The 13,854-nt window shown below is 42.7% G+C and carries 17 protein-coding genes; 13 read left to right on the forward strand and 4 right to left on the reverse strand.

Annotated features, from left to right (window positions below; translation table 11 throughout):
- Positions 1–39 precede the first annotated feature (39 nt).
- The 5 genes from ABIE27_RS15475 to ABIE27_RS15495 all read left to right on the forward strand — a co-directional run bounded on the left by ABIE27_RS15475 (position 40) and on the right by ABIE27_RS15495 (position 2,364).
- Positions 40–507, forward strand: coding sequence for a hypothetical protein (locus ABIE27_RS15475; RefSeq protein WP_429350897.1), 468 nt, complete (start codon positions 40–42; stop codon positions 505–507).
- Between the two features lie 19 nt (positions 508–526).
- Positions 527–856 carry a hypothetical protein gene (locus ABIE27_RS15480; RefSeq protein WP_429350898.1) on the forward strand — a complete coding sequence of 110 codons (330 nt, stop codon included), beginning with the start codon at positions 527–529 and terminating at the stop codon, positions 854–856.
- Between the two features lie 103 nt (positions 857–959).
- Positions 960–1,337 carry a hypothetical protein gene (locus ABIE27_RS15485; RefSeq protein ID WP_123062995.1) on the forward strand — a complete coding sequence of 126 codons (378 nt, stop codon included), beginning with the start codon at positions 960–962 and terminating at the stop codon, positions 1,335–1,337.
- Positions 1,338–1,410: 73 nt separating this feature from the next.
- Positions 1,411–1,896: a hypothetical protein gene (locus ABIE27_RS15490; RefSeq protein ID WP_429350899.1), complete on the forward strand. Its 486-nt coding sequence runs from the start codon at positions 1,411–1,413 to the stop codon at positions 1,894–1,896.
- A gap of 108 nt (positions 1,897–2,004) precedes the next feature.
- On the forward strand, positions 2,005–2,364 hold the full coding sequence (locus tag ABIE27_RS15495; RefSeq protein ID WP_429350900.1) for a hypothetical protein: 360 nt from the start codon (positions 2,005–2,007) through the stop codon (positions 2,362–2,364).
- A gap of 272 nt (positions 2,365–2,636) precedes the next feature.
- On the opposite strand, the gene ABIE27_RS15500 is transcribed toward ABIE27_RS15495, so the two are convergent.
- The 3 genes from ABIE27_RS15500 to ABIE27_RS15510 all read right to left on the reverse strand — a co-directional run bounded on the left by ABIE27_RS15500 (position 2,637) and on the right by ABIE27_RS15510 (position 4,886).
- Complete coding sequence (locus ABIE27_RS15500) at positions 2,637–3,611, reverse strand: DUF4367 domain-containing protein (RefSeq protein ID WP_429350901.1); 975 nt, start codon at positions 3,609–3,611, stop codon at positions 2,637–2,639.
- The gene (locus tag ABIE27_RS15505; protein WP_429350902.1) at positions 3,559–4,158 is read right to left on the reverse strand and encodes an RNA polymerase sigma factor; all 600 of its coding nucleotides are present in this window, start codon (positions 4,156–4,158) and stop codon (positions 3,559–3,561) included. The genes ABIE27_RS15500 and ABIE27_RS15505 overlap by 53 nt, the downstream gene beginning before the upstream one ends.
- Before the next feature lie 224 nt (positions 4,159–4,382).
- Entirely contained in the window at positions 4,383–4,886 is a 504-nt protein-coding gene (locus ABIE27_RS15510; protein ID WP_429350903.1) for a hypothetical protein, read from the reverse strand.
- Positions 4,887–5,241: 355 nt separating this feature from the next.
- Here ABIE27_RS15510 and ABIE27_RS15515 point away from each other — a divergent pair, with 355 nt between their 5' ends.
- Entirely contained in the window at positions 5,242–5,730 is a 489-nt protein-coding gene (locus ABIE27_RS15515; RefSeq protein ID WP_429350904.1) for a copper amine oxidase N-terminal domain-containing protein, read from the forward strand.
- Between the two features lie 501 nt (positions 5,731–6,231).
- A complete protein-coding gene (locus ABIE27_RS15520) occupies positions 6,232–7,521 on the forward strand; it encodes a galactokinase (protein WP_123063003.1) in 1,290 nt (429 codons plus the stop codon).
- A 190-nt stretch (positions 7,522–7,711) separates the two neighbouring features.
- Here the strand turns inward: ABIE27_RS15520 and ABIE27_RS15525 are convergent, their stop codons facing one another.
- Entirely contained in the window at positions 7,712–9,001 is a 1,290-nt protein-coding gene (locus tag ABIE27_RS15525) for an MFS transporter (RefSeq protein ID WP_429350905.1), read from the reverse strand.
- Positions 9,002–9,392: 391 nt separating this feature from the next.
- Here ABIE27_RS15525 and ABIE27_RS15530 point away from each other — a divergent pair, with 391 nt between their 5' ends.
- From ABIE27_RS15530 to ABIE27_RS15555, 6 genes are all read left to right on the forward strand, one after another.
- Entirely contained in the window at positions 9,393–9,839 is a 447-nt protein-coding gene (locus ABIE27_RS15530; RefSeq protein WP_123063005.1) for a tellurite resistance TerB family protein, read from the forward strand.
- A gap of 39 nt (positions 9,840–9,878) precedes the next feature.
- A complete protein-coding gene (locus tag ABIE27_RS15535) occupies positions 9,879–10,472 on the forward strand; it encodes a TerD family protein (protein WP_123063006.1) in 594 nt (197 codons plus the stop codon).
- A 65-nt stretch (positions 10,473–10,537) separates the two neighbouring features.
- Positions 10,538–11,113, forward strand: a complete 576-nt coding sequence (locus ABIE27_RS15540) for a TerD family protein (RefSeq protein WP_123063007.1) — start codon at positions 10,538–10,540, stop codon at positions 11,111–11,113.
- Between the two features lie 110 nt (positions 11,114–11,223).
- Positions 11,224–11,805, forward strand: coding sequence for a TerD family protein (locus tag ABIE27_RS15545; protein ID WP_123063008.1), 582 nt, complete (start codon positions 11,224–11,226; stop codon positions 11,803–11,805).
- Between the two features lie 22 nt (positions 11,806–11,827).
- Positions 11,828–13,072, forward strand: a complete 1,245-nt coding sequence (locus ABIE27_RS15550) for a TerD family protein (RefSeq protein WP_429350906.1) — start codon at positions 11,828–11,830, stop codon at positions 13,070–13,072.
- 29 nt (positions 13,073–13,101) lie between these two features.
- Positions 13,102–13,836, forward strand: a complete 735-nt coding sequence (locus ABIE27_RS15555) for a TerC family protein (protein WP_123063010.1) — start codon at positions 13,102–13,104, stop codon at positions 13,834–13,836.
- Positions 13,837–13,854 lie beyond the last annotated feature (18 nt).

A 13,854-nucleotide genomic window follows, 5' to 3' on the forward strand; every position in this document is an offset into this window, starting at 1 on the left:
TATAGGGAAGTGTGAATCTGCTAGAGGTTGGTGGGAAGTGTGGCAAAAAGTATCTATCTAAAAAACAAAGATGAGTTATTACCAGAGGAACTTATGGCTTATACATTGGCCAAATTAGGATCTTACGCATGGAGTAGGACAGAGATGTACAAACCGAATCGGATGTATGAGCGTCCTGCTGGTTTTTATTTCAGATTTCACAATGCCGATCAGGTTTATGAACAATTAGAGCCATGTATTGAGGAGTTCAAAGGTAACTTGAAATGGATAATTCATGTAAGGCCTGTAACCAGACATCAAAATTATGTTGTTGAACCTGCTGATGTATACTATGCGAAACAAGCCGAGACATATCGGGTAAATATGGAGCTGCGGGACGTGCTTCAAGCATCGTATAAGGACATCTGTGAACTGGCGATTCAAGATATTCCTCTATTATGCAAACATATTGAGCAATGGTTTGAGCTGGAGCATAAACAACTCTATCCACCTACCATACCCAATTAGTGAGTAGGGAGAGATTCTTTTGTCACAAAGTGCAATTCGTTATAATCAGCGAACACGTTATATACAAGATGCTCAATTAGGTGCAGTCATTCAGTGTGTTTTTCAAATTGTAGATCATAATGCCACGAAATTTCCTGACGAAATCGAGTGGTTATTGCATGCAATAGAGGAGTGGTGGAGTGATTTTGAAGAGTTGCCACCAGGGTTAAAGGATATTGAATTAGATAAGTGGCTGACAAAGGGAAGCCGTAAAGAAATCTTTGAAAACTTGTTAGAAGATGCTCTTAAACAATGTGATGAATCCTTAAAAGATGAAATATTCAAATGGATGGAGATATTGAGAGATTGATCTAACAACACGGAATTTCAGTCCATGCACCGTAAACTTAACTAGAGTCATTCTGGACGCAATGATTTTTAATGCATTTTTACTGGCCAAAGGAGTTTTGGACATGGGAAAGTATGTATCAGTTAGAGGTTGGCTGGAGTGTGATGAGAATACAGTTAACGAAGTGAAAAAGATAAGGGATGACTTCACAGCGAGTTCTAATCAAGGTTTACTAGATGAAGATAAATTGGCACTGTACCAGTCGGGCTGGACATTCCCGGATAGGCAAATGAATTGGACAGCCTATGTTTTTTATGGGGCAGATATCAGAGAGTATCACCTTGATTTTATGAAAAAGCAGCTTTCTGAGATGGCTAACATTCAGGACATAACAGGATATTTTTTGATAGATGATCATGATGGAGACTATCATTTGTGCTGGCAGATATATGAGAATAAAGTTTTTGAAAGTGAACAGGAGAATATCGTGTTTAACAAATAAATATTATTATAAGAAGCCCATTTCACTTTTAATAGAGGAGTAATGGGCTGTTTTGTTTGGAGGTACTGAAATAATGGCATCCGCTTTTGTATTGGTAGAAGAGAACAGCGATATACCCATAGATCGTTTGGTGGAAGATATACGACAAGTCTGTCTGGAATCAAACCTGCACTTAATTGATGGAATTCAAGATGTAGATTCAGAACAGAACATGAAACATTGTGCCTTAGGCATTTCACTTTCAAACCAAGAAGAGTCAGACCATGGCAAGGTAAATAATACGATCAGAGTCGACGTGTACGATGAACCTGCTCTACATCAATACAGAGAGTTGGAATGGAGAGAGGATGGGCAGGTATACTTTAACACACTTATTATTGATGAGGTTTATCAAAATGAAGAGGTCACGCTGACCTTTCTGTATCATTTTCTTACCAGATACCCACAGATGATAGTTTGGATAGAGGAAGATTGGGTGTATACATTTTCTGATCTCGATAAAGCTTTGAAAACTTCTAATCTGTCTGATTGGTGTTATGTAAACCCGAACTCCTTTTAGGTAACAGGAATTTGGAGGTGCTTCCTCCAATTTTTCGACTATCCTTCTGGCATAATGATAATTTTCAGGATTATGAGATAACATTATTTTGTAGTGGGAGGATTTTTTATGAGAAGGACTTTTGTATTGATTCTGACTTCTATGCTGTTACTTGTGGCATGCTCAAACTCAGGGCATAATGAACTTCAAAGTTGGGCATTTGATGTCGTAACTTGGAAGAATGGGGTTTACAAGGTGACAACTGACACTGTTCCTACAACTGATGTGGAAATCGAGATTGGAACAATTAAAAAACACTCTACAAATGAGAGCGATAAATTACCAAATCTGTTCTCTAACAAGTATAAAAAAGGGACAAAATTATTTAAAGTAAAAAATGTAGAGACAAACGATTATATTACAGTAGAAGATAGTGAGACTTACTATAGAGCAGTAAAGAGGGATGGAATGAATACAGAAGCCGATTAAGGCCGCTGTATTCATTCCATCATTTTAATATGTAGATTCCTCTACAAGTTATAATTCAGAGATGATCTTAAGATTTTGTGAATGTATAAGCTACTCATTAGTTCCCACTTTAAAAATACTCACGTCCTCATTGATTGGAATATACTCATTGTCGCACATACGTATTTGGAAAGAGGATAGGCACTACATTACTTTAAACAAAGAAGGTTTATCTTACTTCATTCTGTTGAAGTGGATAAGCCCTTATTTTTTCCTATTGGGATTCGGAAAATCTATTGGTCAGATGCTGGTATAAGCCTCTCCGCAATGTGGATTAACTCTTCCAGTGGAACCACACCTTCTCGCACACCAAGCGTATAGTGGTATGCATACTTGGTTTCAGGATCCTGATAGACCCACATTAATTCTGTGAAGTCACCGCCGTATGTTCGCGCAATCACATCTTGCCCGTGAATTTTTATTTTGCGACTGGTGGTGTTGAGATCCTCATCATATGAAGCGATCAGTGGTTCGTTATCCTTGTTATTCATAATACTTAGCGAGATTTCATTCTGTCCGCTAACGTAGGTCAAGGAAGTAAGCCAGAATTGATCGGTTACAGGCACAGGCATTAGCGCATGATCCTGGCCAGAAGTTTGAGCTTGAAGGCGCAGCTCTTGAACCAGGGCTTCTCTTTTTTCATCGGAAAGCTCATACAAATCCTGTTTGTACTCCATACGCACACTAGCCTTCTGGAAAGCATATTTACGTGAAGCACCCGTAAGCTCTTGGGATAGCGGCATGCCTGGGACATGAAGCATCTGGTTTAATTTCTCAAAATTCTCAACGATAAGCGGATTCGCTCGGATATCCACGATGTGCTCAGGATTATTCGGTACCACGTAGATCATTGCGGCTTCACCGGGTTTGATCTCATTCATCCAGATTTCGTTCATACGTTCCATGCGTTTCTGCTCTTGTTCCGATGGATGGGGTACAGGATCAGCAGATAGTGGTTTTTCTTCCAAAAGCACATCCCCATTGTCGGTGAATAACGACTGATAGTTCATCGCCGCAAATCCGGTGGAAGCTGTGAGCAACAGGCCGACAACGAGTAGGATGCCAATGCGATGTTTCACGATGAAACGTTCTTTCGGTACGGATTCTTTATTAATTTGGCTCATGATCCGATCTTGCAAGGTGGTACCGGAAGGTTCAACTTTTTGAAATAGTGTTTTTAGATCGTGATCGGGATCGTTGTGACTCAATTGGCATTTCCTCCTCGTATCTGACATAGTTTTTTCTGAACTTTTCAGCCGCTCTCTGAAATTTTTTCCGTAAATAGGCGGCATTCTGATTCAAAATAAGACTGATATCCTGGTAACTCTTATCCTCGACACAGTGCAGGATCAGCAAGCTGCGTTCCTCTGCGGACAGTACAGCGAGAGCATGTAAGACATCGGGATTGTAATATTTGTGATCGATCGCTTGGTCGACATGATTGTTATCTCGGTCATTTTTGTACAGGAAAGGCAGTAGCCTCGTAACCTTGCGCTTGCGAAGCACATCAATGGAGTGGTTGTAGGCAATCCGATACAGCCATGCTTCGAAAGGACGGTCGGGTTGATACGTGTGCAGTCCGCGATAGGCCTTCAGGAATACTTCCTGACTACAGTCCTCTGCTTCGCCGTAATCCCCCAGCATGTGGTAACAATAATTGAAAATAAATTTCTCACAGCGGATGACGATCTGGGCGTACTTCTCTTTATTCCCTTGCAACACATCTGTGATAATCTGTTGAATTGGTTCTTCCAAGTAATTCCCCCCTAACATATAGTATGACGGAATGAGAGATACAAAATGTGACAGGTAGGATAAAAAAGAACATATAGAGAATAACTTTAGGCGCCCACTCGTTTGAATAAAAGAAAAAACACCCCGGAAAGGAGGTGTTACAGTTCACAACATCTAAGATTAGTTTGTTTCAGAAATTACGATGAGTAACTCGTGATGAATGTAAAATGTTTATTGATTAAAAACTAAGATGGGGGTGTCTCCCATTTATTAGACAAATTCGCTTTTATTTTGACCGCATCATGAATCTGGCGTTCGAACATCACTCGATCCGGATCATCTGGGGCCTTGTCCATCATCTTCTTTACACTATACCCTGTGATCCCATCCACAGTTATCGTTCCACTGTTCTCAATAAACAAAAATGGTACGTAAACGGCTTCGCCATTACTTTTAATAAACCAGGCATTCGCTGTATCGTCATATTCATGGAAATTCACCAAATATCCTTGCACATGATCCCAATCCTTTGCTTGTTCACCACTTTTCATATCAATTAAAAATTTCTCCAAATAGTTGATGGCAGCAGCGACCATCTTATCTTTATATGGTGAATCGCCATAATTAGGTTGATGCGGCTCCTGGATATCTATTTGAGTGTAATGTTCATCAGAATCTTGATTTATGGTTGTGCAGGAAACAAGCTGAGTACTAATAAGTAAAAATAGCATAAAAAGGATCTGTTTCAATAAGATCACCTTCCAGTAGATTAGATAAACATAGGTGAAACGGACACATACCCCTAATGTTAAAAGGAATTAGTGGAAACTACGTTTAGTATCATACATTACTTCATAAAGAGTTATTTTTGAATTTCAGTACTACCTCTTCGAAATGATTGCTCGAATGTTTATAAATGGGTAATAATAAAACTAGAGCTAAATATTTCTATAATCATTATTCTACTATAATTATTCGTTTATAGAATACATACATAAATCTGCAAAATATTATATTTTTTCTATGAAACTAAACCTGTATTGATAACGTTTACCACAATAGAGAGGTTGACAATCGAAACAGAAACAGAAGGGATGACATGCTATGAAAAAATGGATACTGTTTGCTACCGCACTATGCGTTGTCACCGTAGCCGGAGCACTGTATGCTTCAGCAAACAAAGCCAGTGCAGCGGCGTCCACACTCGCCTACACCTTAACCGTGAACGGCAAAGAGATACAGACGAGTAAAACGGGACTGATGCCTTTCGAGAATAAAGGAACCGTCTTGGTGCCTTTGCGTGCGACGGCAGAATCTCTGGGGTATGAGGTGAGCTGGATCGCAGCGGATAAAGCCATTCGTGTGGAAGACCGCATCCAATCCGTTATCGTGAAAGAGGGAAGCAAACAAGCCAAGTTTACGGGCAAGTTGAAAGTCATCAATCTGACTCAGGATGTAGAGTTGCCTGTACCCGTTCAATCCAGAAAAGGCGTAACCTATGTGCCTGCTTCATTCTTTGAACCTTTCTTCAACGAGGTGGTTGTAAAAGAGGGGAACGTGTCCATCTCGGCGCAAATGTCGAGCATTCAATAAGGTTAAGCGAATGACAATCGATGTGTTTAGCTACAGTATGGGTTGACGTATGCGACATGTTCATTGAAACCCGATCCATCCAAATCCAAACCTTTGAAGACTTCCTTCCCTTATGGAATAAGAGTCTTGAAGGTTTTTTTCTTTTTATCAGGCAGATTCCACCGCACCTTATAACACAACCAAACAGACTAAAGCATCTTAGCCCGTATATTACTAACGTAAAATACTGTAATCAGCATGTATATTACCTCAGCTTTTCAACGAAAATATGGAAGAAAATACACCATTAAGATTCATATTCCATAATCTCATTCAAGCTAGGGATTACGCATTTTCCCAAATGGACACATGTTTCAAAAAACGCTTCCAAAATTTCAATTCTGCCCTACCTTTTCGGCTCAGAAGCTGAGATAATGGGGATGGCTAATCCGATGAAGGATTTTAGACGACATAAGGGATAGCGGTTACATGCCGCTTGCATATGAAATGGGAGGAATAGAGATGACCACACAGGTAACAGAACTCATTCAATCAAAACAGGGACAGGCTTTGCTTGCGCAAATGTACGGACCACAGCATGTAGAGGAGCAGGGTGCCCGTTACGAGAAGCTGGACGCTTCGTTCCGGGAGCACTTTGGCGAGCAGGAGCATATGCACTTGTTCAGTTCCCCGGGCCGCAGTGAGATCGGCGGTAATCATACGGATCATAACCATGGTAAAGTGCTCGCGGGAAGTATTACGCTGGATACGATTGCCGTGGCTGTGCCGACAGGCGACAACGTGATTACGTTCTACTCTGAGGGATATGACAAAAAGTATGTCATCAACCTTGCAGACTTGAAGCCTAACGCAGAAGATGACGGTACAACCGGATTGATTCGTGGTATGGCTGCGGGCTTTGTGGAGCTTGGTTTCAACATCGGCGGATTCAAAGCGGATATCTCCAGTAACGTATTTGCGGCTTCAGGTGTAAGTTCTTCTGCATCCTTCGAAATGTTGATCTGCACGATCCTGAACCATTTCTATAACGATGGCAAGCTGGATGTCGTGACGCTGGCTAAAATCGGACAATATGCCGAAAATCATTACTGGAACAAACCGTCCGGCCTGCTGGATCAGATGGCCTGTGCATATGGCGGTCTGATCTCCATCGATTTTGCGAATCCGGCTGAACCTGTGATTGAGCCTGTGGAGTGGAATTTCCAAGAAAACGGATATTCCCTGGTCATCGTAAATACAGGTGGCAACCATGCCGACCTGACAGAAGATTATGCTTCTGTGCCTAACGAGATGAAAGCTGTTGCGAAAGCACTTGGCGCCGAGTATGTTCGTGAGATTTCAGAAGAAGATATTTATGCAAAATTGCCTGCGATTCGTGAAGCAGCCGGAGACCGTGCGGTATTGCGTGCATTGCACTTCCTGGCTGAGAATAAACGCGTCGATGGACAGGTTTCCGCTTTGCGCGAAGGGCGTTTTGCTGATTTCTTGTCACTGATCACCGCATCGGGTAACTCCTCATGGAAATGGCTGCAGAACGTGTATCAAGGCGGGGCTTCCCGTGAACAAGAAATCTCCGTTGCGCTTGCCTTGACCGAGAACTATCTGAGCAACCTTGGCGATGGCGCATGTCGTGTACATGGCGGTGGATTTGCAGGTGTTATTCTGGCGATTGTGCCAAATGAGAAGGCAGAAGAGTATATGAACTGGATGCGCGGTATGCTGGATACGCCAGTTATTGTCGTTAATGTGCGTCAGCACGGTTCGATCTGCTTGAATGCAGAACTGAATTAATCAGGCTTGACTATAGCTATAAAAAGACAGAATAAATTCAAAAGCGGACTCGGGTAGGATATTCCTTCCTGAGTCCGCTTTTTGTTTTAAGATCGAGGTCCACGAATAGTCTCATGCAACAACGTTGAGATTGTCATTGTTTTGGAAGGATTCGGATCAACGATATGTTTATACTGACGATTGCTGCTGTTTACTGCTCAGCTACATTGCGCATTTTGGAAGCAAACAGGAAGCAAGCAAGGATGTAAACCACACTAAGTAACAGATAAGGCAATTGCAGCGAGAACACACGGTCGAAAAAGGTTTCGCTCACACGAACGAGTAATCCGCCCAGCAAGGTGCCGATTGCACTGATACCAAAGGACAGGAAACGGAATACACTGCCTACACGTCCGAGCAGTTCGTTTGGAACGGAGCGCTGCAGGATCGACGAACGCACCACGTTATAGACAACAATGAAAAAGGCTGCGCAAAAGTACAGGCCACCGACCACATACGAATTGGACGTCAGGCCAACAGCCCCATAGAGCAGACCCATCGACAGGATGGAAAGCAGAATGAGCTGCTTGGAACTCCACCGTTTCCGCATATAAGCCACAGCCTGACTGCCCAGAATACTGCCGATGGTCGCAATGGAAATCAGAATACCGAAGGCATACGCTTCCAACCGTAATACTTCACGTACAAAGAAAATTTGAGTCACCAGAATCATCGAGAACATTAACGTAATCGTTACCGACAAGATGGCCAGGCCGCGAAGAAAACGGTCTTGAAACACATACCGAATGCCGGACCACATCTCGCGTTTCCAATTTTTCAACGGGCGAGTTTCCTCTTCCGATTCATCCTGAGTCGTTTGTTTGGTAGTTTCGGCTGATGATTCCTGAACCTCGGATGCGTTTGATTCCGCGGGATGGAAGCTGCCGCGTAAACCCATGATAAGTAATAGCGAGAGTACAGCGGTTACCGTGTCGATAGCAAATGGGTAAACGATATGCATCGTAATAATAAAACCGCCCAGCGCCACGCCGAGAATATCACTGGTGATCAGTTGCCCGGCAGTAAATTGGCCGTTGGCTTTTTCCAGCTTTTTCTCCTCCACAACCTGAGGAATAATCGTCTGCACGGTGCTGTCAAAGACAACGCGGCTTAGACCAATCCCAAACATAAACAAGGCAAGCAGGGGGATGCTGATCCAGCCTCCCCAGATACATATCGTTAGGAACAATAGAAATATCATCCGGGTAAAGCTGGCTCCAACCAGCATATGTTTGCGTGAATATCGGTCGATGAGTACGCCAACCGGCAGGCTGAAAATCAGCCATGGCAACCGCAGGGCAGTCATCGTAATGGATGCATATAATGTATCCGTTGTTAGGGTGGAGACAAGCCAGGGTACGGCAGTGAGAGTTAATCCATCTCCTAGAAAAGCAAGGGAAAAGGCACCGAACAGCTTGGAGTAGTTTGATTTTGATTTCATATATTCCTCCGTTCGTGATTAATTTAAAGATTTTCTATAGTACAAATTTATGTCATTTATTAGAAATTTTCAAATTTTGGAGATCATATGATTCTTGTTTTCTTCAAGAAGTGTCGTTCATATATGCATTTATTGTCGAATTACAGTGTCGAATATTGTAATAAAATGTAGATAAAATGAAAAAAGTACGAATTATATTAGAAAAAAGTATGAAGTGGTATAAAAGATTGGTTTTTGTTTTTTATTGTAGAAAATTGGCACGGAAAAGAGTATAGTTGAGGAAGAATTTAACTGTTCATTTCTGACATTTAGGTTGTAAACAATATACTGGAATTTTACAGTATATTGACCGAAATAAATACATTAATTATGAATTTAATGGAGGGTACATATGAGTTCTTTTAAGAATTGGTTGAATTCAACGAAACAGGGGTTAGAAGATCAAGTTAAGCGATTCAAAAACAAAGATTTCATGGATGCTGTAGTAGCTGGCTGTGCACTGGTTGCATTTGCAGATGGCTCCGTTGATGCCTCAGAGAAGAACAAGATGGCAGGGTACATTAACCTGAGCCAGGAATTGAAGGTTTTTGATATGACAACGGTAATTGAAAGATTCAATCATTATGTGAATAATTTCGAATTTTCCCCTGAGATCGGGAAGCAGGAAGCTTTGAAGGCGATTGCCAAGTTCAAGTCCAAACCTGAAGTGGGGCGTGTCATTGTAGGAGTATGCAGTGCTATTGGTGCTGCTGATGGTAACTTTGATGATCAAGAGCGTAGAGTAGTGACGGAAATTTGTACCGTTCTGGGCCTGAACCCGGGTGAGTTTAGTCTGTAATGTCCGTGTGATAGATAAGCTGAAAGGAGGTGAATATTAGTGGCCGGTATTAACTTGGTAAAGGGACAGAAAATCGATTTAACCAAAGGTAAAGCTGGATTAACCCAGGTGATCACCGGTTTGGGTTGGGACCCTGTAGCCTCGAAGGGGTTTTTCGGAAGAAAAAAACAGGCCAATATCGACTGTGACGCTTCAGCTTTGCTATTAGATGAAAATGGAAAGTTAACAAAAGAAACGAATCTGGTTTGTTTTCATAACAAACAGAGTTTATGTAGATCCGTCGTTCATTCCGGAGATAATTTGACGGGCGAAGGTGAAGGGGACGATGAGCAAATCAAAATTAACCTCTCCATCGTACCTGCTGATGTTCATAAAATTCTGATCGTCGTGAACATATATGATTGTGTTAATCGTAAACAGGATTTTGGAATGATTGAACGTGCTTATATTCGTATCCTGGATGGCGGCAGTTCGCAAGAATTGGTGCGTTTTAACCTCTCCGATAGCTATGCGGGTATGACGGCTCTCATCTGTGGAGAACTGTACCGACATGGTGGCGAATGGAAATTCTCAGCTATTGGTGAAGGCGCTCATGCTGTACATATCGATGAGCTTGCTCGTCGTTATACGTAAATATAAGGATTATCTGAAATGAATTTAGCTTCTAAAATATTATAGTGAGCGGAGATGAATCTTGAATGGCTATTAATTTGTCTAAAGGTCAAAAGATTGATTTAACAAAAACGAACCCGGGACTGGCTAAAATTACTGTAGGTTTGGGCTGGGATACAAACAAATATGACGGCGGCAAAGATTTTGACCTCGATGTCTCCGTATTCTGCGCTAACGCTGACGGTAAAGTGGACGGGGAGAAAAACTTTATTTTCTTCAATAATCCGCAAAATGAGAACGGTTCTGTCGTGCATACAGGTGACAACCGCACTGGGGAAGGCGACGGCGATGATGAGCAAATTAAAATCGACCTGCCTAACGTTCCGGCTAACGTTGAGAAAATCGCGTTTACCATTACGATCTATGAAGCTCAAGAACGCAGCCAGAACTTTGGACAAGTATCACGCGCTTACGTGCGTATTGTAAACGAAGCAAATTCCGAAGAATTGATCCGTTTTGACTTGGGCGAAGATTTCTCTATTGAGACAGGTGTTGTCGTTGGAGAGTTGTACCGTCATAGCGGTGAGTGGAAATTCAGCGCAATCGGCAGTGGTTACCAAGACGGTCTGGTTGGACTGACTCGGGATTATGGCTTGCAATAGAATTGTTAATCAAGCTGTGAATGTATAGTAAGACAGGAAAGCCGTCGATCTGACGGTTTTCCTTTTCATTACATGAAAATCTTATTTTGAAAAGAAGGGTGGAAGAACAGATGACGATTAGCTTGGCTAAAGGACAGCGAATTGATCTTACGAAAACAAACCCTGGTTTGACTAAAGTTGTCGTGGGCCTGGGATGGGATACCAACAAATACAGTGGCGGAGTCGATTTCGACTTGGATGCGTCAGCTTTCCTGCTTCATGAGGACGGCAAAGCCAAAGGAACAGACGATTTTGTCTTTTATAACAATCCAACAGGCGGCGCAGGATCTTTGACTCACACTGGAGATAACCGTACGGGTGAGGGAGAGGGTGATGATGAGCAGATTATCGTAGATTTCAGCAAGATCCCTGCAAACATCACCAGAATTGGTATTACAGTAACGATCTATGATTATGAAGCACGTGCACAAAATTTTGGTCAGGTATCCAACGCTTTTGTTCGTGTTGTGGATGCCTCCAGTGATCGCGAGGTTTTACGTTACGACCTGGGCGAAGACTTCTCCACCGAGACGGCTGTTGTTTTCTGTGAATTTTATCGTTCGGGTGCAGACTGGAAGTTCCAAGCGATCGGCAGTGGTTTTGCTGGCGGACTCGCCGCGTTATGCCAGAATTATGGACTAGACGCGAAATAAGATAAGGATAGGAGAATCTGTTATGGCTGTAACCGTCGTCAAAGGGCAAAAAACAGACCTCACTAAAACGAATCCCGGGCTTACCCGGCTTACGGTGGGCATTGGCTGGAATTCTTCTCCTGCGCTTGAGCTAGACACATCTGCATTTTTACTCGGTGCTAGCGGAAAGGTATCGGGCGATGAAGATTTTATCTTTTATAACCAGCCAACAGGCGGATTTATTACCTACAAAGATACACCGCAACAAACGGATAAAAAGCAGTTTGAACTTGATCTGAGCCAAATTCCTGCGCGTATTGAAAAAATTGCATTCAGTCTGACGATCTATGAAGGTGAGTCTAAAAACCAGAGTTTCAGCCAGGTTCAGAACACCTATATTCGTTTTGGTCATGCGAATAGCGGACAGGAAGCGTTACGGTATGATTTAGCCAGTGGTTTTACTGTGGAAACGGCGATTGTTATCGGCGAGTTATACCGACATAACGGAGAATGGAAATTCAACGCTGTAGGTGCTGGTTTTTCTGGTGGACTGGGTGCACTATGCAGTAACTTTGGCGTGAGTGTGGAGAACGACACTTCCTCTTCACAGCCCGTCCCTCCAGTGCCTCAGCCACCTGCACCGAAACCTCCAGCCCCACCTGCTCCACCACCTCAACCCAAGATTGAGTTGAACCTGAGCAAGATTGAGCTGAAGAAGAAGGGCGATACCATCAACCTGAAGAAAAATGCAGGTGGACTTGGTGAGATTCTAATTAATCTGAACTGGAATCAACAGACGAGCAAGGGATTGTTCGGGCGAAACAAAAGCGTGGATCTGGATTTAGGCTGCCTTTTCGAAATGAAGGATGGCAGTAAAGGAGTGATCCAGGCGTTAGGTGAATCGTTTGGTTCTTTGAATCGGTATCCTTACATTGCTCTGGATGGGGATGACCGGACAGGTTCAGTGAAAACGGGAGAGAATCTGCGTATAAATGGTGCACGTATTTCCGAAATTAAACGACTTCTTGTATTCACCTACATTTATGAAGGGGTTACGAATTGGTCGCAAGCGGACGGCGTTGTCACCATTAATCAGAAGGACGGCCCGGATATTATCGTGCGTATGAATGAACATGGAAGTTCCTTAGGTATGTGCGGAATCGCTATGTTCAGCAACGTGAACGATGAAACATTCAGTATTGAGAGGATTGTTCAGTTCTATAATGGACACCGCGCTCTGGATGAAGCCCATGGATGGGGTATGCGCTGGACTGCCGGCAGTAAATAACAATTTGAGTTAGCGGAGGCTCTCTGTTCATGTTTAGTGATTTCTTTAGAAGTATTAGTGAGAATTATGGTCATTTTTTCTCTTGGACCGAGATCGTAGCCACACTCTCTGACCCTGTAAGTTGGGGAATCATCGGCAGTTTGATCTTGCTTGAAGGGCTTTTGTCCGCAGATAATGCGCTGGTACTTGCTGTTATGGTTAAGCACCTGCCGAAGGAGCAACAGAAGCGCGCTTTGTTCTATGGTATTTTAGGTGCGTATATTTTCAGGTTTATTGCCATAGGGCTTGGAACATTCCTTGTCAAGATTACCTTGGTCAAGGTACTCGGAGCGTTGTACCTTCTCTATATTGCTTACAAAGGACTATTCAAGCCTCAGGAAGAGGAGAATCAGGAAGGAAAGCAATACTCGTTCTGGAAAACCGTACTTATGGTCGAACTGATGGACATTGCCTTCAGTATCGATAGTGTTATTGCTGCGTTTGGTATCAGTGAGCAGATTTGGGTGTTGTTCCTCGGAGGAATTATCGGGGTACTCATGATGCGGGGAGTTGCCCAAGTGTTCCTCAAACTCATTGACAAGTTTCCTGAATTGGAAAAAGCGGCATTTATCCTTATTGCCATCATTTCCGTAAAAATGATGTTGAGTGCTTTTGGCTTCCATATCCCTAACGTACTCTTCTTCTCGTTACTGATTGTTGTATTTGTTGGAGCGATGTTGATGAGTTCCGCTAGAAAGAAAAAGGAAAATCAAGGCCAGGCCTAGTTTTAAAAATCACCACAC

The sequence above is a fragment of the Paenibacillus sp. 4624 genome (genome assembly GCF_050435065.1).
Lineage (GTDB): Bacteria > Bacillota > Bacilli > Paenibacillales > Paenibacillaceae > Paenibacillus > Paenibacillus amylolyticus_D.

Coding starts and splice junctions, on each gene's coding strand:
- ABIE27_RS15485 (WP_123062995.1), top strand. CDS start 960: ATGGGAAAGTATGTATCAGTTAGAGGTTGGCTGGAGTGTGATGAGAAT.
- ABIE27_RS15490 (WP_429350899.1), top strand. CDS start 1,411: ATGGCATCCGCTTTTGTATTGGTAGAAGAGAACAGCGATATACCCATA.
- ABIE27_RS15495 (WP_429350900.1), top strand. CDS start 2,005: ATGAGAAGGACTTTTGTATTGATTCTGACTTCTATGCTGTTACTTGTG.
- ABIE27_RS15515 (WP_429350904.1), top strand. CDS start 5,242: ATGAAAAAATGGATACTGTTTGCTACCGCACTATGCGTTGTCACCGTA.
- ABIE27_RS15520 (WP_123063003.1), top strand. CDS start 6,232: ATGACCACACAGGTAACAGAACTCATTCAATCAAAACAGGGACAGGCT.
- ABIE27_RS15525 (WP_429350905.1), bottom strand. CDS start 9,001: ATGAAATCAAAATCAAACTACTCCAAGCTGTTCGGTGCCTTTTCCCTT.
- ABIE27_RS15530 (WP_123063005.1), top strand. CDS start 9,393: ATGAGTTCTTTTAAGAATTGGTTGAATTCAACGAAACAGGGGTTAGAA.
- ABIE27_RS15540 (WP_123063007.1), top strand. CDS start 10,538: ATGGCTATTAATTTGTCTAAAGGTCAAAAGATTGATTTAACAAAAACG.
- ABIE27_RS15545 (WP_123063008.1), top strand. CDS start 11,224: ATGACGATTAGCTTGGCTAAAGGACAGCGAATTGATCTTACGAAAACA.
- ABIE27_RS15550 (WP_429350906.1), top strand. CDS start 11,828: ATGGCTGTAACCGTCGTCAAAGGGCAAAAAACAGACCTCACTAAAACG.
- ABIE27_RS15555 (WP_123063010.1), top strand. CDS start 13,102: ATGTTTAGTGATTTCTTTAGAAGTATTAGTGAGAATTATGGTCATTTT.